Raw genomic sequence first — 19,442 nt, forward strand, 5'->3', positions numbered from 1 at the left:
GAGGACGATCCGGGCTCGCCAGACATGGTTCTGAGGGGCGTTCCGATCCCGGACGAGCGCCTCAAGACGAGAGCGGTCATCCGGAGAAACTTCGAAGCTGATACCCGTGCGCATGCCGCAGACTCGCACGCAAAGCCGACAAGGGGAATCCCCATCGGGACTCCACTGTCGGGTTCAATCCACTAGCAAGTAGGCAATAATAACGGGTTTACCGGACAAAGACCTTCCGCCATCGTTAGATTTACTATTTCGAAGGGTCCTTTGTAATATATTTAGAATTAACCTCTGCCCTCTTGCATCGCCTTCGAGTTTGCGTCGAATTAGATTTTCTGTCTGTTCTACTGTTAGATCTCTTAAAATACGTTCATAACGATTAAGTATATGTTCTTCTATTAACGAATCTATGGCCTTTTCTTCTTCAATATACCGTTTATCCCTCTCTCCTACATAAAAAGTTCTTTGAGAAAGTGCGCTATACAATGACTCAAATACCCGTAGCTCCTCGTCCTGGGTAAAATAGTTGGGCCGACTGGTCAAAATACCTCTTGCGCCGTCAACGGATAGATCTGCAAGAGATTTTAGACAGGCACGACGCTCCCTTGGATTCATGAATTGCGCCATCTCATCGTATCCATCCAAAAGCAATATTATTCTCTGCTCTCGAATTAAAGTAAAGACAAATTCAATTGGAATGTGACCGAGACTATTATGGTCCAAAAAATGATGTAATAGTGTTCTTGCATCAAATTGCCTAGAAAAATCTCGTAATGATATCCTCATAGGCAGTTTCCCTTCTGGATGTTCGTGATATCGGCAAATTAGACGATACTGAAGAACCTCAGTCAGGCACGTTTTTCCTGTTCCATACTCACCTAATAAAATAATCCACCGATTCTCCACATTGTCGGTGTATGCCCAGTTAGTAATCCAATCAGTGGCAAATTCTTCTCCGTGCGCATCTTCAAAATTTGCCTCTTCGTATGTTTCCGACAATTCTTTCATACGAGGGTCATTCATTATTTTCTGAATGTAATCGTCAAATTTCTCAAATGCCTTAAAAAAAATCATTGTAAGTATACGTTCGGACTCTTGAGGCGCGAGCGCGCTCTTCTACATCAGGCGTGAATCCGGTTAAAGACACAATAATGCAGATTGCTTCTGGATCTAGTTCTCTAATCACGCCGAATTTTGTGAAATCCTTTCCATATTTTGTGTTGTCAACGTACGAAATGGTGGCTTCAATATACAGCTTTTGACCAAAGGCGGCGCCCTTGGGGCTTGCAACTATATCTACTTCACTACCTGAATACTTGCGGCTAAATTCCACATTATAATTGTTCTGACGAAGAATTTCGCCGATAGCTGCCGGAAGCGTTTTCTCATTGAGCATAATTGTCCCCTCTTGGGGGACGATTCCAGATTTCCAACTCTATGCTGTCAAGTGTTTTCAACAGGCCGGCGTTCCGACCTATTTCCTCTCCCTCTACGGCACAACCACCACGCGTCCCATCGCCTGGCGGGAGGTGACGATCTTCATGGCCGCCTGGAAATCCTCCAGCGGCAGGACGTGGGAGGTGTGCAGGCTGAGCCGGCCCTCGCGCCACCACTGCACCAGGCGCTCGACATCCGCCGCGAGCCGGTCCGCGTGTTCGTAGCGCACGTCCTCCCGCCCCCAGCCGCAGTAGTAGCCCAGGAACAGGCCGCAGACGGCGATGTTCTTGACCAGCAGGTGGTTGGCCGGGATCAGCGGGATGTCGCCGCCGGCGAAGCCGATGGGGCAGATGCGCGCGCCGGGCGCCATGCAGCGGAGCGACTGGCGGAAGACCTCGCCGCCGACGGGCTCGTAGACCGCGTCGACGCCGCGGCCGTTCGTGATCTCCATGACCTTCCGGCGGAAATCGTCCTCGGCGTAGTTGATGACGTGGTCGGCGCCGTGCTCGGCGACGAAGCGGCATTTCTCCGCCGTGCCCGCGGTGGCGATGACCCGGGTCCCCAGCGCCTTGCCGATCTCGACCGCCGCCAGGCCGACGCCGCCGGCCGCGCCGTGGACCAGCAGCCATTCGCCTTCCGAGACGTCGAGCTGATGGCGCCAGGTCAGCGCCGCCATCGACGTCGCGTAGGAGGGCGAGAGGCTGGCCGCCTCCGGGAAATCCAGCTCGTCGGGGATGGGGTAGAGATTGGCGTCGTAGCCCGCGGCCTCCTCGGCCAGCGCGCCCCAGTCGATGATGCCGGCGACGCGGTCGCCGACCTTCAGCCGCTCGACGCCTTCCGCGACCTCGGTGACCACGCCGGCCACCTCGCCGCCGGGCACATAGGGCATGGGCGGGCGGCGCTGGTAGTCGCCCGTCGCCATCAGCCGCAGCGCGATCGACAGCGGCGCGGCCTTCACCTGGATACGCACCTGGCGCGGCTTCAGCTCCGGCCGGGGCGCGTCATGCTCCAGGACCAGATTCTCGAACTCGGTGAACTCGTGGATACGCACGGCGCGCATGGCTTCGCTCCTCCCCAGTTGCGATGCGGCGCGATCATGGCCCGCGGCGACAGGAGCGGCAACCGGCCCCCGCGCAGGGCGGGGCTGCACGGGGCGGCGCTCCCCGTATCCCGCCGCTCACGCCGCGCGCGCGGGATCCATGCCTGAGCAGGTCCGGCGAACGCGGCGTTTCCATGATTCAGAAGGCGCGCGGGCCGGCCAGGCCATCCCCCGCGCGCCGACCGGCAATGCGCGCCGGCCGGCAATGCGCGCCGACCGGCTCCGCTTGGCGCGTGTGTGCGGGCGGGGTATTCTTGTCACCCTGGGGGGGGGAATCGATAACCTGTGTCGGGCGACATCGACTGGAGCGTGCGCGAACTGGACGCGCCGGAGCATCCGCTGAACCGGCGCCTGCTGGCGTGGTACGAGGCGCTGCCGGCGGCGGACGGCGTGCCGTCCCGCGCCGACCTGGACCCGGCGGCGATCGGGCCGCTGCTGCCCGGCTTCTTCATGGTGGAGCCCGCGGGGGAGGGCGATGACGTGCGCTACCGCCTGGTGGGCTCCGCGATCGAGCACCGCCTCGGCGTCACCTTGACCGGCAAGCGCGCCTCGGAACTCTTCGCGCCGGAGATGGCGGCCGCGGTGATGGCGGTCTACCGCCGTATCTTCGAGGGCCGCGAGCGCATCGTGCTGCGCGGATCGTTCGAGGGGCTGGGCATCGAGTTCATCGAGTTCGAGGCGCTGATCCTGCCCATGCGCGCCCGCAACGGCGAAGGCATGATGGCGGTGGGCGGCCTCTTCGCCTTCGGCTGAGGGGCGGGGAGAGCGGAACGCCGCCGTCCCCCACCCTGTCCCTCCCCCTTGGCCAAGGGGGAGGGTGGTCCCGCGTCAGCGGGAGCGGGAGGGGGTGAACCCGCGAACGCGGCGTTTCCATGAATCAGAAGGCGCGCCGGCCAGCCGGGCCATCCCCGGCGCGCCGACCGGCAACTCCTAGCAGTACCGCTCCGGCGCTTCCCACTGTTCGGCGTTGTAGCGGTCGCCATGGCACCAGCCGACGGGCAGCACGCTCTCGATCCGGGCCATGTCGCCGTCCGTGAGGTCCATTTCCGCGCCGGCGACGCATTCCTTCAGGTGCTTTACCGAGCGCGTGCCGGGGATCGGCAGGACGTGTTCGCCCTGTTTCAGCAGCCAGGCGATGGCGAGGCTCGCCGCGGCCACGCCCATATCGGCGGCGAGCGCCCGGAACTTCGCGTTGTAAGCCAGGTTGGCCGAGTGGTTGGGCTCGACGAAGCGCGGGTTGTTCTTCATGAAGCCCATGGTCCGGCAGGCCTCCAGGCTGTGCGGGCGGTCGGTCAGCAGCCCGCGCCCGACGGGCGAGAAGGCGACCAGCGCCGCCCCCAGCTCCTGGCACGCCTGCACCAGGCCCAGCTCCGGCGCGCGGGTGGCGAGCGAATATTCCGACTGCACCGCGGCGATGGGGTGGATGGCGGCGGCGCGGCGCAGCGAGGACGGCGCGATCTCCGAATAGCCGATGGCCTTCACCTTGCCCGCCTTCACGAACGACGCGAGGGTCTCGGTGACGTCCTCGATCTCGTGCGCGGTGTCGCGGCGGTGGACGTAGTAGAGGTCGATGGCCTCGACGCCCAGGCGCTGCAGGCTGCCGTCGAGCTGTTCGCGCATGTGGTCCGGGTCGTTGTTGAAGCGCCGCTCCGGATCGCGCTGGATGCCGACCTTGGTGGCGATGGCGAAGGGCGGCCGGCCGCCGCGGGCCTTCAGCCATTTGCCCAGCCAGGTCTCGGAACGGCCATTGCCGTAGACGTTCGCGGTGTCGACATGGGTGACGCCCAGCTCGACGCAGGCGTCGAGGATGGCCATGGAGCCTTCCTCCGTCGCCGGCCCGTAGAAGTCGGCGAAGGACATGGCGCCATAGCCCACGGCGCTCACCATCGGGCCGTCCGCGCCCAGTTTCCGCTGCTGCATTCCCTCGTCTCTCCTCGGTTTCCGGTCTACCAGAGTTCGTCCAGCAGCGCCGCCAGCGCCTCGGGCGTGGCGATGTCCGCATCCGGCGCGCCGAGATGGGCGAGCTCGTCGGCCACCGCCTTCGCCACCAGCGGGATCTCGTCGCGCTTCGCCGTCGTGTCGGAGAGCCGCCGCGGAATCTCGAGGCGGTCGAAGAAGGCCTCGATCGCCGGGGCCGCGCCGTCCGCCCCGGGCAGCCCCATGGCCGCTGCGATCTTCGCCTGCGCCGGGCCGGTGCGGTCCTTCAGGAAGCGGGCCGCCGCCGGCAGCGCGATGCACGACGTCACCCCGTGCGGCACGTCCCAGCGCGCCCCGATCTGGTGGCCCAGCGGGTGGCTGAGGCGGAAGCCGACCTTCTTCGCCCCCAGCAGGCCCCAGATGGATTTCCACGCCGCGTGCTGGCAGGCCAGCCGGTCCTCCAGCGCCTCCGGGTCGCGCGACCGCGCCAGGTGCGCCGTCAGATCGGCGATGGCCCCCAGCCGAAGCGTCTCCAGCAGCGGATGGCAGTCGGGCCACCACAGCCCCTCGACGGCGTGGTCCAGGGCCTTGATGCCGGTGGTCAGCCACAGCTCCGGCGGCGTCGGCCGGCAGAGCTCCGGGTCGTAGAGGATGATCTCAGGCTGCATCGCCGGGTCGACGTGGACATGCTTGATGCGCGTCTGCTCGTCGGTCATGCCCGCGGCGAAGGTGAATTCGCCGGCCGAGAGCGTCGTCGGGATGACGATCTGGCGGGGCGGGGCCTCGCCCGCTTCCTTCAGCTTCAGCACCACCATCTTGGCCGTGTCGATGGGGCTGCCGCCGCCGAAGACGACAATGCCGTCTGCGCGGCCCTCGCGCGCCGCGGCCACCGCCGCGGTCACGGTGCTTTCGGGCACGTGCTGGGCGCAGCCGCTGAACGTGCCGGCGTGGCGGGCGCCCAGCGTCGTCTCGACACGGGCCACCAGATCGGTCTTCTCCGCCAGCGTCCGGCCTGTGAGAACCAGCGCCCGTTCGACGCTCATGTCGGCCAGCACGCCGGGCAGTTCGGCGAGCGCGCCGATGCCGCTGATCACGCGGTCCGGCCCGCATTCGGTGAAATCATGGATCATAGCGTCCCCTCCCCAGGAACCGAGAGGCAACAGCCTAGAGCCGTTCGCGGCGCGTGGGAACCGGCGTGCGCGGCCCCCTTGCACCCGGTGATTCGCGATCGGATATAGTAGATTGATGATTCGCAAGGGATTCGCCTGAGATGTCACGCCTGCTGCACAGGGCCTGGGCCGACTATCTGCAGCCGCTGCTCCGGCGGCCGGACCGGCTGCAGATCGCCGCGCTGTGCCACCGCGGCGCGGCGGATGGCGGGCGGCAAGTCCTGCTGGTGACGTCGCTGCACACGCAGCGCTGGATCCTGCCCAAGGGCTGGCCCATCGACGGGCTGGACTTTCCCCAGGCGGCGGCGCACGAGGCCTGGGAGGAAGCCGGCGTCATCCCGTCTGGCGTGACCGAGGCTGCGGTTGGGAGCTACTACTACGACAAGAAGCTGCGCGGCGGCGCGCCGGTCGGCTGCGAGGTCCGCGTCTTCGCTGTCGAGGTGGCGCGGCTGGCCGACGACTATCCGGAAGCGGCGCGCCGGCGGCGGGAATGGCTCGCCCCGGCCGAGGCGGCATCCCGGGTCGAGGAACCGGATCTGGCGGCGCTGCTGGCGGAATTTGCGACGCGGGCGCACGCGAACGCTTGAACCGCGGCCCGGCTGCGGCTAGGCAGAGCCTTTCATGACAGTTTTGTGACAGTCCGGCGTCAGCCGGCCGGCGAAATGGCGGGGCCTTGAGCACGGACAGCGAGCCGAAGCAGTGGAAGACGCTCGACAAGGACCTGAACCGCATCAGCCGGGTCGAGTACGCCACGCGATATGTCGCCCGGCCGCTCGTCGGCGTGGGCGTCGCCTTCGCCTTCGTCGCCCTGGCGACGCTGGCCGCGGCGGTCACCTTCGGCCAGGCCCAGGGCGCGGTCTTCGTCGTCGCCGCCGCCGCCTTCGGGGCCTACATGGCCCTGAACATCGGCGCCAACGACGTCGCCAACAACATGGGTCCCGCGGTCGGCGCACGGGCGCTGACCATGGGCGGCGCCATCGTCATTGCGGCGATCTGCGAAAGTGCGGGCGCCCTGCTGGCGGGCGGCGACGTGGTTTCGACCATCTCCAAGGGCATCATCGATCCGGCCGGCGTCGCCGACGGAAGCACCTTCACCTGGGCCATGATGGCGGCGCTGATCGCGGCGGCGCTGTGGATCAATCTGGCGACGTGGATCGGCGCCCCGGTCTCGACCACCCATTCCGTGGTCGGCGGGGTGATGGGCTCGGGCGTGGCCGCCGCCGGCGTGGCGGCCGTCAACTGGCCCAGCATGGCCGCGATCGCGGCGAGCTGGGTGGTCTCCCCGGTGCTGGGCGGCGTCATCGCCGCCGCATTCCTGGCCTTCATCAAGACCTTCATCATCTACCAGGACGACAAGATCGCCGCCGCCCGGCGCTGGGTGCCGGTGCTGGTGGGCATCATGGCCGGCGCCTTCGCCGCCTATCTCGCCATCAAGGGGTTCAAGCGGGTGATCGCCATCGACCTGCTGACCGCGCTGCTGATCGGCGCCGGGGCGGGCGCGGTCGCCTATGTCGTCACCGCGCCGCTGATCCGCCGCCAGTCGGAAGGCATGGAGAACCGCAACCGCTCGCTGAAGGAGCTGTTCGGCCTGCCGCTTGTGATCTCGGCGGGACTGCTTTCCTTCGCCCACGGCGCCAACGACGTCGCCAACGCCGTGGGGCCGCTGGCCGCGATCGTCCATGCCCAGGAGGCCGGCGGCTTCGCCGGCAAGGTCACGATCCCGCTCTGGGTCATGGTGATCGGCGCGCTGGGCATTTCCTTCGGGCTGGTGCTGTTCGGGCCGAAGCTGATCCGCATGGTCGGCAGCCAGATCACCAAGCTGAATCCGATGCGCGCCTATTGCGTGGCGCTTTCGGCCGCGATCACGGTAATCATCGCCTCCTGGCTCGGCCTGCCCGTCAGTTCGACCCACATCGCCGTGGGCGGGGTCTTCGGGGTCGGCTTCTTCCGCGAATGGGACACCGAGCGGCGCGCCCGCAAGGGCAACCGCCATATCGCCGTCAAGCAGGTTGCGCCGGAGGAACGCCGCCGGCGCAAGCTGGTGCGGCGCAGCCACTTCATGACCGTGATCGCCGCGTGGGTCGTCACCGTGCCGGCTACGGCGCTGATCTCCGGCCTGGTCTTCCTCGCTCTGGACGGCGCCTTTTCTTGATACGGATCAAGGGCCCGCGGCGGCCAATGCTTCACGATGTCTCCCGTGAAGGGGCGGGCTCCGTGTTCGGCGGGTCGCCCGGAATACCGGCAAGCGGGAGGTATCTGCGATGTTCAAGACGATCCTTTGCCCGATCGACGGGTCTGATCACAGCCGCAAGGCGCTGAAGCTGGCGATAGACCTCGCCGGGACCCACGGCGCGAAACTGGTCATCCAGCACAACATGCTGCTGAACGCGGATGCGGAGGAACTGGAGCGGTTCGCCCGGGCCGAAGGGCTGGGCGGCAAGGTCGAGCCCGAAGTGAAGCGGTTGCGGGCTGTCGAAGGCCGGCTCAACTACGGCTTCGAGGAACCCCCCGAGAGCACGCCGCGCATGTACGCGGAGATCGGCCAGAGTCTGCTGGACGGGGCGAAGGAAGACGCGCGGGAAAAAGGTCTGAAGCACGTCGAGACGGTCCTGACCGACGGCGAGGCGGCGCGGCAGATACTGCGCTGCATCGAGGACAGGGAGGTCGATTGCGTCATCATGGGTTCACGCGGTCTGAGCGACATGCGCGCCCTCTATCTCGGCAGCGTCTCCCACAAGGTGCTGAATCGCGCGCCGTGCACCTGCATCGCTGTAAAATAGCCGTCTCGTCTCAGCCGGAGGCGCGGATAACGGGATTGCGGAGCCGGCCGATGCCGGTGATCTCGATCTCGCAGATATCGCCGTGGACCATGTTCTCACTTTTGCCCTCGGTACCCATCCAGATGACGTCGCGGGGATAGAGCGTGACATAGCGGGTCATGCGGACCAGAAAATCGGCCACGGAATGCACCATGTTCGCTGTCGGGAAATCGATGATCTCCCGGCCGTTCAGTCGCACTTTGGTGCGCGCCGCCTGCTGGTCGAATTCGGTCTCGATCCAGGGGCCCATGGGCGCGAAGCTGTCGGTGTTCTTGGCGCGCCAGAGGGTGAAGTCCTCCTTCTGCCACGACCGCTCGGAGACGTCGTTGCCGATGGTGAATCCCAGAACGCAGTCGAAGCAATTGTCATAAGTCAGGCGCTTCGCTTCCCGGCCGATGACTGCAACCAGTTCCGCCTCGTACTGGATCTGATCGCTGGCGTCCGCCGGGATGACGATGGGGTCGCCGGGTCCGGAAATCGCGTTGATCGCGCGATAGCCGATATCCGCCGCCTTCGGGATCTCGGGCGCCATACCGACAGACTCGGCGATTTCGCGAACATGTTCCGCGTAGTTCAGGCCGGCGGCATAGAACGTCCGCGGCATGACCGGCGCCAGCAGTTTCGTTTCCGCCAGCGGCCGGGTCGCGCGCGTCCGCTCGAAGCCGTCGAAGGGATCGCCCGTCACGTCCGCAAGGCGGTCTCCTTCCAAGAGCCCGAAGGTCTCGCGGCCGTCGACGAGATAACGCGCCCAGCGCATGCGCCGGGCCTCAGTCGGCGGCGTCCAGCTTGTCCTGCGTCTTCGTCTCGAAGTCGCTGGCGTCGTGGCGCTCGTGAAGCTGGCTGGAAGGGTCGCCGAAGGTGCGGTTGACCATCCGGCCCCGCTTCACCGCCGGCCGCTGCGCGATCTCGTCGGCCCAGCGGTGCACGTTCTTGTAGGTATGCGCCTCGATGAATGTGGCGGATTCACCGTAGATGACGCCCTTCACCAGCGCGCCGTACCAGGGCCAGACGGCCATGTCGGCGATGGTGTAGTCGCTGCCGCCCAGATACTGCGTCTCGGCCAGCCGGCGGTCGAGCACGTCGAGCTGGCGCTTCACTTCCATGGTGTAGCGGTCGATGGCGTATTTGATCTTGATCGGCGCATAGGCATAGAAGTGCCCGAAGCCGCCGCCCAGATAGGGCGCGCTGCCCATCTGCCAGAACAGCCAGTTGAGCGCCTCGGTGCGTCCCGCGTGATCCTTCGGCAGGAAGGCGCCGAACTTGTCCGCCAGATAGAGCAGAATCGAACCGGATTCGAAGACCCGGATCGGCTCCGGACCCGAACGGTCCACCATGGCCGGGATCTTGGAGTTCGGATTGATGTCGACGAAACCCGAGCCGAACTGGTCGCCCTCCTGGATGCGGATCAGCCAGGCATCGTATTCCGCGCCCGTGTGTCCGGCGGCCAGCAGCTCCTCCAGCAGCACCGTCACCTTGACGCCATTGGGCGTGCCCAGCGAATAGAGCTGGATCGGGTGGTCGCCGACCGGCAGATCCTTGTCGTGGGTGGGACCAGCCACGGGTCGATTGATGTTGGCGAAGCGCCCGCCGCTCTCCTCGTCCTGCTTCCAGACGGTCGGCGGCGTGTATTCCTGATCGCTCATGGCGTGCTCCCTGAGATCGGCGTTCTATGTGCTGCGGCTTGATCTAGGACGCCGCTTCCGCCTGTCCACCGACGGCGGCGAGTTTCAGCTTGTCGGCCTTGGCGTAGGTCAGTTTCGCCGTGATCCGGCCTTCCGCGTCGAAATGCAGGATGTCGAGGCCCCGCCAGCCGGCGCGGCCGCGGCTGGTGTCCATGCTGCAGAGCCAGCTCACCATGGTCTTGCGCGTTTCCGGATCGACGAAGATGTCCTCCTCGGCGAAGCGCATCTTCCCGAATGTGCCGGAGAACTGGGGCTCGAAGGCGGCGCGGATTTCATCCATCCCCTTCGCCGGCGCGCCGTCGAACTGGTCATAGACGGCGTCGGGCGCGAAATAGCTCATCACGCCCTCCAGATCGTCGTTGTTGAAGCAGGCGGTGAAGTCGAGCGTGAGCTGCTTCAGCCGTTCGTACTCGGCGCTGTTGGCCATGATCGCCTCCCCTTGCATCTCCTCGAGCGCGGGATGCTAGCGCGCGCTGCGCGCGGTGGCCATAGCGCCCCGCCGTCCTGCGGAGGGGTTCAGCCCCCGTCATCGAAGCCGAGGAAGCGTGCGAGTTCGTCGCGTTGGGCCATCGCGTCTCCGTAGCCCAGCTCGATCAGTTCGCGCGTGAAGGCGGGCACGAACATCAGATAGCTCGGAAGCTGGCCGTCGGCGCCGCCCATGCCGAGACCCCGGAGCAGCATCCGGATGTTGAAGGGCAGCTTGCCGAAATGCGCGGCCGCCATCCGGCGAATGTCGCGGGAGGGGCGGATGGCCTGCACGGCGATGTATTCCAGCCGTGTTTCCGACCGTCGTTCCTCGGGCAGCAGCGCGAGCGTCGCGTTCACCCGTTCCAGCCGTTCGATATCGGCGTTCAGGTTGTCCATGAACAGCACGTCCAGCAGATAGCCGCTGAGTTGCCCGAGGCTCGGATAGTCCGGGCGCTCGGAGGGACTGTCGGGGGCCTCGTGGCGGGTGCCGATGACCAGGATGCGGTTGGCGCCGAGCCGGATCGCCGGGCTGAGCGGCGCCGTCAGCCTGAGCGAGCCGTCGAGATAGTATTCGTCGCCGATCTGCCTGGCCGGAAAGATGAACGGCAGGGCCGAGGAGGCCACGAGATGGGCCACGTCCAGTTCCGCCCGGAAACCGTCGCGGCGCGCGCGCTCCCAGTTCTCCGGCCCCTCGCACGACTGGAAGAAGGTGATCGCCCGCGTCCGGGAATAGCTGGAGACCGAGATCGCCAGTGCCCGCAGGGCGCCGGCGTCGATGGCCGGGCCGATGTCGCTCATGCGGATCTCCCGCGCCAGGAAATCCTCCAGCGGCTCGTTGTTCAGCAGCGAGCGCGGATTGGCGAAGCCCAGGCCGCCGAAGAACAGCGCGACGGCCCAGTGCAGGCCGCGGCGCATGATGTCTCCGAAATCGGTGCGGTAGACGTCGGCCACCTCCAGCCGCCCCCACATCTCCGCCAGATCTTGCGCGCCCGCCCGGAAATCCTGCGCCCGGCAGGCGAGCGCCGCGGCGTTGATCGCGCCCACCGAAGAGCCCGCGATCACGGGAAACGGGTTGCGTCCCGCCGGCGCCAGTTCGGCGATGGCCTGAAGCGCGCCGGCCTGATAGGCCCCGCGCGCGCCGCCGCCCGGCAGCACCAGGCCCGTGCAGATCCTGTCGGGTTCCATGTTCGGCATGGCTCGCCGTGATCCTCCCATCCCGGGCGATTCGCTGACAGTGTCTCACAGGTGGCGGGTCTTGCGAATCCGGCGACGATGTCCCCCGGCCTTGCCGCCGCGGCGCTGCCGGCGTAGCTGTGAAGCCAGGGTGCGGAAGGAAGGGAGACTGGCGCCATGGCGGAAGCGATCGGATTCATCGGCGTCGGCGTGATGGGCGAGCCCATGTGCGCCAACATCCGGGCGAAGTCGGGCCGGCCGGTCATGGCCTTCGACCTCAGTGCGGAACCGCTGGAACGGCTGAAGGCGAAGGGCGTGGTCATCGCCGCGTCGGTGGACGAGATCGCCGCAAACTGCGCCGACATCCTGCTCTCGCTGCCCGGCGGGCGGCAGGTGGAGGATCTCTGTCTGGGCGATGAGGGCCTGGTGGCGAAGCTTCGCGAAGGCCAGTGCCTGGTCGACGCCTCGACGGCGCCGGTGGCGCTGGCGCGCAGGCTGGAGGCGCTTTGCGCCGAACGCGGCGTCCTCTTCGCCGACGCGCCCGTGGCCCGCACGCGGCAGGCGGCGATCGACGGCACGCTCGCCATCATGGTCGGTGCGTCGGATGCCGTGTTCGACCGTGTGAAGCCGATCCTCGACTGCTGCGGCGAGGAAATCGTACATTGCGGCGCCGCCGGCGCCGGCCAGGCGGTGAAGATCCTGAACAACATGGTGCTGTTCCAGACCGTGGTCGCGCTCTCCGAGGCCCGGCGCATCGCCGAGGGCAACGGCATCGACCCGCAGGTGGTCTTCGAGACCCTGCAGAAGGGCTCCGCCGACAGCTTCGCGCTACGCAATCACGGCATGAAGGCGATCCTGCCCGGCGTCTTTCCCGAAAAGGCCTTCCCCGTCACCTACGCGCAGAAGGATCTCTCCTACGCGCTGGAGATGGCGGCCGACGCCGGCATCGAGCCGCTGGGCGCCAACGCCGCCCGGGCGATGCTGGAACGCGCCGAGAAAGCGGGATTCGGCGGCAACTACTTCCCGGCCCTGGTGGAGACGGTGGGGAAGTAGGTCACAGCACTGATACGGCGTCCTGGGGCTTGACCCCAGGACCCAGTCATTCTTTTCGCTGGGCCCTTGGATCAAGTCCAAGGGCGCCGTCGAGTGAAGCGGCTCACATCCTCACCCGTTCCGCCTTCGGGTCGTAGATGGGCCGCAGCGAGGCCTCGGCGGGGAAGCGTTCGCCCGCGATCTCGATCTCGTAGCCGGACGCCAGCAACTCCTTCGCGCTCTCCCCGGGGCAGGGGACATAGCCCAGGCCCACCGCGCCGCCCAGCGCATGGCCGTAATTGCCGCTGGTGAGATAGCCGACGATGGCGCCGTCGCGGACGATCGGTTCGCCGTGAAAGAGCAGCGGCTCCGGATCGGTCAGTCGGAACTGGACCAGCCGGCGTTCCAGCCCGGCCTCGTGTTTCCGCAACACGGCGTCGCGGCCGATGAAATCGCCCTTGTCCGGTTTCACGGCAAAGCTGAGCCCGGCCTCGAGCACGTGGTCCTCGTCGGTGATGTCGTGGCCGAAATGCCGGAAGGCCTTCTCGATGCGGCATGAATCCAGCGCATGCAGGCCGCAGAGTTTCAGCCCGTGCGGCCCGCCAGCTTCTTCCAGCGCCTCGAAGACATGGGCGGCCATGTCGGCCGAGACGTAGATCTCCCAGCCCAGTTCGCCGACATAGGTGACCCGGTGGGCGCGGGCGAGGCCGTAGCCGATCTCGATCTCGCGCATGTGGCCGAAGGGATGGGCGTCGTTGGAAAAGTCGTCGGGCGAGCAGGCGGCCAGCACCTCGCGCGCCTTCGGTCCCATCAGCGAAAGGACGGCCTCGCCCGCAGTGACGTCGGTGATGGCGACGTGGCGCTCGCTGTCCAGATGCCGCCGGAGCCAGGCGAGGTCGCGCCGGAGCGTCGCCGCCGGCACCACCAGCAGGAACGCGGCCTCAGAGAGGCGGGTCACGGTCAGGTCGCTCTCGACCCCGCCGCGGGCGTTCAGCATCTGGGTGTAGACGATGCGCCCCGGCTCGACGTCGATCCGGTTGCCGCAGAGCCGGTCGAGGAAGGCGCAGGCGTCCCGGCCCTCGACGCGGATCTTGCCGAACGACGACATGTCGAACAGCCCGACGCCGGTGCGGACGGCGATGTGTTCCGCGCGGCTGTTGCCGAACCAGTTCTGGCGTTTCCAGGAGTAGCGGTATTCGCGCGGCTCGCCTTCCGCCGCGAACCAGTTGGCGCGCTCCCAGCCCGCCGTCTCGCCGAAGACCGCGCCGCGCACCTTCAGATGCTCGTGGACGGGCGAGCGGCGCACGCCGCGGGCGGTTGCCGGCTGGCGGTAGGGGAAGTGGTCGGCGTAGAGCAGGCCCAGCGTCTCCGAAACCCGTTCCCTGAGATATGCCCGGTTGGACATGAAGGGCTCGGCGCGGCGGATGTCGACTTCCCAGAGGTCGAAGGGCGGCTCCCCGTCCTCCAGCCACTGCGCCAGCGCGAAGCCCGCGCCGCCGGAGGAGACGATGCCGATGGAGTTGTAGCCGGCGGCGATCCAGTAGCCGCGGAGTTCCGGCGCCTCGCCCAGATAGTAGCGGTCGTCGGGCGTGAAGCTCTCCGGCCCGTTGAAGAAGGTATGGATGCCGGCCTCCGCCATCAGCGGCATGCGGTGGACGGCCTTCTCCAGGATCGGCTCGAAATGGGCGAAGTCCTCCGGCAGCTGGTCGAAGCAGAAGTCCTCCGGGATGCCGTCCATGCCCCAGGGCTTGGCCCTCGGTTCGAAGGCGCCGAGCATCATCTTGCCGGCGTCCTCCTTGTAGTAGGCGCATTCGTCGGGCACGCGCAGGACCGGCAGCCGGCCCAGCCCCTCGACCGGCTCCGTCACCAGGTAGAAATGCTCGCAGGCGTGCAGCGGGATCGAGACGCCGGACATCCGGCCCAGTTCGCGGGCCCACATGCCCGCGCAGTTGACGACGATGTCGCTTTCGATCCGCCCCTCGGAACCGTCCTCGGCGGCCCAGGCCACGCCCGTCACCCGGCCGTCGCGCTGGTGGACGGCGCTCACCCTGATCCCTTCCGCGATGCGGACGCCGCCGGCCCTGGCGCCGCGGGCCAGCGCCATGGCGATGTTCGCCGGATCGCACTGACCGTCCTTTGGCAGGTGCACGGCGGCAACGACGCCGTCGGCGTTGAGATGCGGGTACATAACCTTCAGGTCGCCGACGCCGATCTCCTCCACCTCGACGCCGAAGGCCCGAGCCAGGGAGGCCTGGCGGAGGAGTTCCTCCCGCCGCTCCCCGGTCAGCGCGACCGAGATGGAGCCGTTCTGCCGCAATCCCGTGGCGACGCCGGTCTCATCCTCCAGCCGCGCGTAGAGATCGACTGAGTATTTCGCCAGCCGGGTCATGTTCTGGGAGCCGCGAAGCTGCCCCACCAGCCCCGCCGCATGCCAGGTGGTGCCGGAGGTGAGCTGCTTGCGCTCCAGCAGCACCACGTCGCGCCAGCCCAGCTTCGCCAGGTGATACGCCAGTGAGCAGCCAGAGACGCCGCCGCCGATGATCACCGCCCGCGCCTTCTCCGGCAGTTCCGTCATGTTCCGCTCCCGCACGCGTTCCCCGTTCCACTCAAGCGTGCCACGCAGACCGGGCCGCCGCCAGTACGGCCGCGCGGGGCTGTCTTCCGGCGGAGGGACGCACTAACCTCCGGGCCGGATCGCGGATCAGGCAGGAAGGGCGGAACTCCCCGGATGAAGATACTCACGGTCGGCGGCGCCATGGTCGACGCCATCGCCATCGTCGACAGCGACCAGATCGAGCGCATCACCATGCGCAACGCTGACACCTCCTACCTGCTCATGGAGGAGGGGCGGAAGACCGAGGCGCTGGATATCTCCACGCATTGCGGCGGCGGCGCGGTCAATGCCGCCGTCGCCATGGCGCGCCTGGGCCACGACGTTTCGGCGCTGGTCAAGCTGGGTCAGGATTCTCGCGCCGATCAGATACTCACCGGCCTGGAGTCCGAGGGCGTCTCCACGCGCTGGGCCATGCGCGTGGCCGGCCAGAAGACCGGCGCGTCGCTGATCATCGCCTCGCATGAGCGCAATGCCGGCATCTTCGCCTTCCGCGGGGCGAACACGACGATCCGCGCCGACGACCTGAAGCCGGAGGCCTTCGGCGTCGATCTCTGCTATGTGACCAGCCTGTCGAACGAGAGCGCCGACTGCTTCCCCGAGATCGTGGCGCGGGCGAAGGCGAAGGGCGCGCTGGTCGCGGTCAATCCGGGCATCCGCCAGCTTTCCGCCCGGCAGGGACCGTTCCGCGAATGCCTGGACCGGATCGATCTGCTGGCCGTCAACCGGGTCGAGGCCGATGCGCTGGTCGCGGGGCTGGCCGGCAAGTTCGGCGAGGGCGGGGCGAAGATCGAGCACGACCCCGACCGGCCGCTGCCGGATCTGCTGACCCGCGGCTTCGAGGGCGGCGGCTTCCACATGACCGCCCGCGCCTATTTCAACGCGCTGGCGGATTGCGGCCCGCGCTGGGTTCTGGTCACCGACGGCCGCGACGGCGCCTTCCTGGCGACAGAAGGCCGGCTCCATCACTGCCCGCCCGCGCCCGCCGAGGTGGTGGGCACCGCCGGCGCCGGCGACGCCTATTGCGCGACGCTGGCGTCCGGCCTCGCTGCCGGGCTCGAGCCGGCGGAGGCGATGGTGCGCGCGACGCTGAACGCCGCCGCCGTGGTCGGCCATGTCGACACCCAGACGGGACTCATGGACGCCGCCGCCCTCGATGCCGCCCGCGCCGCAGCGCGGATCGCGGTGGAGAGCTGGGCGATCTGAAGGCGTTCGCCTCAGACCGGGTCGTAGGGGAAGACGTCGCGGGCGGTGCCGAGGTCCGTGAAGACGGGTCGGAAGACCGGCATGGCGTGCTCCAGCACCGTCGTCGGCGTCCAGCCCTCCAGCCGGGTCATGTTGCGGATCGGCCGCGGATGGTTCCACAGGAAGATCTCGTTGCCGCGGACGGAGAAGATCTGCCCGTTGACGTCCTTCGCCTCGTCGGCCAGCAGCGCCACGGAAGGCTGGGCGATCTGGTCGGGCCGCATCTTCCGCTGCATCATCTCCAGGCGGTGGCGGGTCGCCTCGTCCTTGATCGGGATGGTGCCGATCATGCGCGTCCAGGCGCTGGGCGTGATGACGTTGCAGCGCACGTTCTTGCGCGCGTTCTCCATGGCGATGACATGGCTCAGGCCCGCAATGCCCATCTTGGCCGCGGCGTAGTTCGCCTGGCCGATATTGCCGATCAGTCCCGACGTCGAGGAGAACAGCACCATCGAGCCGTCTTCCTGGTCGCGGAAGTGGTTGATGGCCGCGCGGCAGATGTTGAAGCTGCCCTTCAGGTGGACCTCGATGACCTGGTCCCAGTCTTCTTCCGACATCTTGTGGAACATGACGTCGCGCAGGATGCCGGCGGGACTGATGATGCCGTGCAGGCCGCCCAGCTCGTCCTTCGCCTGCTCGACCATGGCCTCGCAGTCCTTCAGCGAGGCGACGCTGCCGCCATTGGCCACGGCCTCGCCGCCGGCCGCCCCGATCTCTCCGGCGACCTGCTGCGCCACCGTCCGGTCGTCGTCGTCGCCGCCCTGGATCGAGCCGCCCAGATCGTTGACCAGCACCTTCGCGCCCTCCCGCGCCGCCAGCAGCGCGCATTCGCGCCCGATGCCGCGGCCTGCGCCCGTGACGATCACCACCTTGCCGTCCAGCTTGCCCATTTCGCCTCTGCCCTCCCGGTCTCACTTGTCCGTACCGTGAAATCTAAGCCCGGCGGAGACCGTTTCGCCAAGCGCCGATGACGGGATGCCATCATGCCGACACAAGCCGGCGGCAGGCTGCCCGGCGGGGCGGAATCGTGTAGAAGGGCCGGATCATGATATCGATCGACTTCACCATCTGCGGCGTCGAGGAACTCGACCGCGAGCTCGACGGCCGCATCAGCCATGTCGTGTCCATCGGCGACCCCGGCTGGCCCGAGAATCCGGCGCTGGACCGGATCGCGCCGGGCCGCGTACACCGGTTCCGCTTCAACGACGTCATCGCCGCGGTCGAGGGACACGACCGGGTGCCCGCGCCGAAGGACATCGTCCGCCTGCTGGAGGCCGGCGACCGCATCCGCGCCGACGATCCGACGCATCTGCTGGTTCACTGTCAGATGGGCGTCTCCCGCTCCAGCGCGGCGACACTGATCCTGCTGACCCAGGAGCATCCGGGCCGGGAGATGGAGGTTGCCGACCGCATCTCGAAACGCCGGCCCCAGGCCTGGCCGAACTCCCTGATGCTGGAGCTGGCCGATGCGGAGCTGGGACGCAATGGCGGGCTGATTGCCGCCGGCCGCGAAGTCCGCCGCCGCACAGCCAGCCATCGCCCGGACTTCGCCGATTACCTGCGCGGGACGCACCGCCGCGCCGAGGTCGAGGAACTCGATCCCTGAGATCACATCGATTGACCTGAATCAAGGCGCGCCGGCGCCGCTCCGGCGAAGATGCCCATGTCGTCAATTTCTGTATGAAATTCGGAGAATGAGCATGGTCGAGAAATCGGAAACCACCCCGGCCGGGCCGGACATGTGGGCGCAGATGATGGCGCCGGTGCGCCATCTGGGCCGGCAGGTCGCCGACCTGTTCGCGCCGAGTTCGGAAGCGACCGGTTCCGATGACGCTTATGAAATCACCGTTGAACTGCCCGGCGTGAAGGACTCCGACATCAGTGTCGAGGTCGACGACCGCCGCGTCACGGTTTCCGGCAAGAAGGATTCCAGCCGTGAGGAGAAGGACAAGTCCTATTATTTCTCCGAGCGTGTCTACGGTTCGTTCACCCGCAGTTTTCGCGTGCCCGACGACGCCGATCTCGACAGGATCGAAGCGACCCATACGGATGGCGTGCTGAAGATCTCCATCCCGCGCCGCAGCAAGGGCCCCGCGCGCAGGATGATCAAGGTCGGCAAGGACTGAGCTGGAGCCCGGGATTGCCGCATTGAGGCACCCGTTCCATGATCGGGAACTGGAGGAGCGGCGGTCCCGGGCGACCGGAAGCGCCGCCGTTCCTGTCCGGGGCGGAGCGGCGATGCAAGCGCGCAGGACGATCCGGGCCGACGTCGCCGAAGTCTTTTCGGCGACGGAGCTGCGCGCCTTCCGGCGCGGAGACGGGCGGATATACACCGTTGTCGGGCACAATCCGGATCATCGGCTGCTGACCGATATCTGGCTGGGCGGCTTCGGCTCGCTGGACAATTTCCGCGCCGTGCTCGACTTCGTCTGCGAACGCTTCGAATGCGGCGGCTACAGCTACTGGCTGGCCGATCTGCGCCACCTTTCGGAGAGTTTCTTCGAGGCGGAGGAATACCTGGCCCGCACCGTCGTCCCGCGTGTGATGGCGGCGGGCATGCAGCGGGAGGCGGTGGTCGCGCCCGCGCTGGAGCCCGGCGTGCCGCAGGGCTACGACGTCTTCGGCGCCGCCGACACGGCGCTGCGCCGTATCGCCGATGGCCGCATCCGGGGATTCACCGACATCGCCGCCGCGCGGGCCTGGCTGCTGGACGGCAACCTGCCCGGCGCTTGAGCGTTCCGCCCGCCCGGCGCGGCGGGTAGTCTTTCCCCGCTGAACGAGCCGAGGGGAGGGGCA

Annotated in this window: 20 protein-coding genes and 1 pseudogene; 9 read left to right on the forward strand and 12 right to left on the reverse strand. The window is 67.0% G+C overall.

All coding sequences use genetic code 11. The features are described 5' to 3' along the window. The 4 genes and pseudogenes from CWC60_RS13880 to CWC60_RS13890 all read right to left on the reverse strand — a co-directional run. Window positions 1–114 (reverse strand): annotated as a pseudogene (locus CWC60_RS13880) (IS630 family transposase); the annotation flags it as partial. A 60-nt stretch (window positions 115–174) separates the two neighbouring features. Next, the gene (locus CWC60_RS13885) at window positions 175–1,068 is read right to left on the reverse strand and encodes an NACHT domain-containing protein (RefSeq protein WP_109794548.1); all 894 of its coding nucleotides are present in this window, start codon (window positions 1,066–1,068) and stop codon (window positions 175–177) included. After that, window positions 1,055–1,390 (reverse strand): restriction endonuclease, encoded by a 336-nt coding sequence (locus CWC60_RS23290; RefSeq protein WP_125182787.1) that lies wholly within the window; start codon window positions 1,388–1,390, stop codon window positions 1,055–1,057. The genes CWC60_RS13885 and CWC60_RS23290 overlap by 14 nt, the downstream gene beginning before the upstream one ends. 93 nt (window positions 1,391–1,483) lie before the next feature. After that, window positions 1,484–2,491, reverse strand: coding sequence for an NADPH:quinone oxidoreductase family protein (locus CWC60_RS13890; protein ID WP_109794549.1), 1,008 nt, complete (start codon window positions 2,489–2,491; stop codon window positions 1,484–1,486). A 324-nt stretch (window positions 2,492–2,815) separates the two neighbouring features. On the opposite strand from CWC60_RS13890, the gene CWC60_RS13895 reads away from it, so the two are divergent. Next, window positions 2,816–3,283 carry a PAS domain-containing protein gene (locus CWC60_RS13895; protein ID WP_109794550.1) on the forward strand — a complete coding sequence of 156 codons (468 nt, stop codon included), beginning with the start codon at window positions 2,816–2,818 and terminating at the stop codon, window positions 3,281–3,283. A gap of 177 nt (window positions 3,284–3,460) precedes the next feature. On the opposite strand, the gene CWC60_RS13900 is transcribed toward CWC60_RS13895, so the two are convergent. Together CWC60_RS13900 and CWC60_RS13905 are read right to left on the reverse strand one after the other, a co-directional pair. Next, a complete protein-coding gene (locus CWC60_RS13900; RefSeq protein ID WP_109794551.1) occupies window positions 3,461–4,450 on the reverse strand; it encodes an aldo/keto reductase in 990 nt (329 codons plus the stop codon). Between the two features lie 26 nt (window positions 4,451–4,476). After that, the gene (locus tag CWC60_RS13905; protein ID WP_109794552.1) at window positions 4,477–5,577 is read right to left on the reverse strand and encodes an iron-containing alcohol dehydrogenase; all 1,101 of its coding nucleotides are present in this window, start codon (window positions 5,575–5,577) and stop codon (window positions 4,477–4,479) included. 140 nt (window positions 5,578–5,717) lie between these two features. On the opposite strand from CWC60_RS13905, the gene CWC60_RS13910 reads away from it, so the two are divergent. The 3 genes from CWC60_RS13910 (at window position 5,718) to CWC60_RS13920 (ending at window position 8,396) form a co-directional block, all read left to right on the forward strand. After that, window positions 5,718–6,203 (forward strand): NUDIX hydrolase, encoded by a 486-nt coding sequence (locus CWC60_RS13910; RefSeq protein WP_109794553.1) that lies wholly within the window; start codon window positions 5,718–5,720, stop codon window positions 6,201–6,203. An 86-nt stretch (window positions 6,204–6,289) separates the two neighbouring features. Beyond that, on the forward strand, window positions 6,290–7,768 hold the full coding sequence (locus CWC60_RS13915) for an inorganic phosphate transporter (protein WP_109794554.1): 1,479 nt from the start codon (window positions 6,290–6,292) through the stop codon (window positions 7,766–7,768). 109 nt (window positions 7,769–7,877) lie between these two features. After that, window positions 7,878–8,396: a universal stress protein gene (locus CWC60_RS13920; protein ID WP_109794555.1), complete on the forward strand. Its 519-nt coding sequence runs from the start codon at window positions 7,878–7,880 to the stop codon at window positions 8,394–8,396. A gap of 10 nt (window positions 8,397–8,406) precedes the next feature. Here CWC60_RS13920 and CWC60_RS13925 read toward each other — a convergent pair whose 3' ends face one another. From CWC60_RS13925 to CWC60_RS13940, 4 genes are all read right to left on the reverse strand, one after another. Next, window positions 8,407–9,192 (reverse strand): fumarylacetoacetate hydrolase family protein, encoded by a 786-nt coding sequence (locus tag CWC60_RS13925; protein WP_109794556.1) that lies wholly within the window; start codon window positions 9,190–9,192, stop codon window positions 8,407–8,409. Window positions 9,193–9,202: 10 nt separating this feature from the next. Continuing rightward, window positions 9,203–10,078 (reverse strand): glutathione-dependent disulfide-bond oxidoreductase, encoded by an 876-nt coding sequence (gene yghU, locus CWC60_RS13930; RefSeq protein ID WP_109794557.1) that lies wholly within the window; start codon window positions 10,076–10,078, stop codon window positions 9,203–9,205. A 43-nt stretch (window positions 10,079–10,121) separates the two neighbouring features. Then, window positions 10,122–10,544 (reverse strand): nuclear transport factor 2 family protein, encoded by a 423-nt coding sequence (locus CWC60_RS13935; protein ID WP_164516547.1) that lies wholly within the window; start codon window positions 10,542–10,544, stop codon window positions 10,122–10,124. 89 nt (window positions 10,545–10,633) lie between these two features. Then, window positions 10,634–11,779 (reverse strand): patatin-like phospholipase family protein, encoded by a 1,146-nt coding sequence (locus tag CWC60_RS13940; protein WP_206419934.1) that lies wholly within the window; start codon window positions 11,777–11,779, stop codon window positions 10,634–10,636. 156 nt (window positions 11,780–11,935) lie between these two features. Here CWC60_RS13940 and CWC60_RS13945 point away from each other — a divergent pair, with 156 nt between their 5' ends. Further along, window positions 11,936–12,811, forward strand: a complete 876-nt coding sequence (locus tag CWC60_RS13945; protein ID WP_109794559.1) for an NAD(P)-dependent oxidoreductase — start codon at window positions 11,936–11,938, stop codon at window positions 12,809–12,811. Between the two features lie 103 nt (window positions 12,812–12,914). Here CWC60_RS13945 and CWC60_RS13950 read toward each other — a convergent pair whose 3' ends face one another. Next, complete coding sequence (locus CWC60_RS13950) at window positions 12,915–15,365, reverse strand: GcvT family protein (RefSeq protein ID WP_109794560.1); 2,451 nt, start codon at window positions 15,363–15,365, stop codon at window positions 12,915–12,917. 153 nt (window positions 15,366–15,518) lie between these two features. On the opposite strand from CWC60_RS13950, the gene CWC60_RS13955 reads away from it, so the two are divergent. Beyond that, complete coding sequence (locus CWC60_RS13955; protein ID WP_109794561.1) at window positions 15,519–16,607, forward strand: carbohydrate kinase family protein; 1,089 nt, start codon at window positions 15,519–15,521, stop codon at window positions 16,605–16,607. An 11-nt stretch (window positions 16,608–16,618) separates the two neighbouring features. Here CWC60_RS13955 and CWC60_RS13960 read toward each other — a convergent pair whose 3' ends face one another. Next, window positions 16,619–17,536, reverse strand: a complete 918-nt coding sequence (locus CWC60_RS13960) for an SDR family NAD(P)-dependent oxidoreductase (protein ID WP_109794562.1) — start codon at window positions 17,534–17,536, stop codon at window positions 16,619–16,621. A gap of 155 nt (window positions 17,537–17,691) precedes the next feature. On the opposite strand from CWC60_RS13960, the gene CWC60_RS13965 reads away from it, so the two are divergent. The 3 genes from CWC60_RS13965 to CWC60_RS13975 all read left to right on the forward strand — a co-directional run bounded on the left by CWC60_RS13965 (window position 17,692) and on the right by CWC60_RS13975 (window position 19,379). Further along, the gene (locus CWC60_RS13965) at window positions 17,692–18,252 is read left to right on the forward strand and encodes a tyrosine phosphatase family protein (protein WP_109794563.1); all 561 of its coding nucleotides are present in this window, start codon (window positions 17,692–17,694) and stop codon (window positions 18,250–18,252) included. Window positions 18,253–18,346: 94 nt separating this feature from the next. Further along, window positions 18,347–18,772, forward strand: coding sequence for an Hsp20/alpha crystallin family protein (locus CWC60_RS13970; RefSeq protein ID WP_109794586.1), 426 nt, complete (start codon window positions 18,347–18,349; stop codon window positions 18,770–18,772). A gap of 112 nt (window positions 18,773–18,884) precedes the next feature. Next, the gene (locus CWC60_RS13975) at window positions 18,885–19,379 is read left to right on the forward strand and encodes a hypothetical protein (RefSeq protein WP_109794564.1); all 495 of its coding nucleotides are present in this window, start codon (window positions 18,885–18,887) and stop codon (window positions 19,377–19,379) included. Window positions 19,380–19,442 lie beyond the last annotated feature (63 nt).

Source organism: Minwuia thermotolerans (assembly GCF_002924445.1).
Taxonomy (GTDB): domain Bacteria; phylum Pseudomonadota; class Alphaproteobacteria; order Minwuiales; family Minwuiaceae; genus Minwuia; species Minwuia thermotolerans.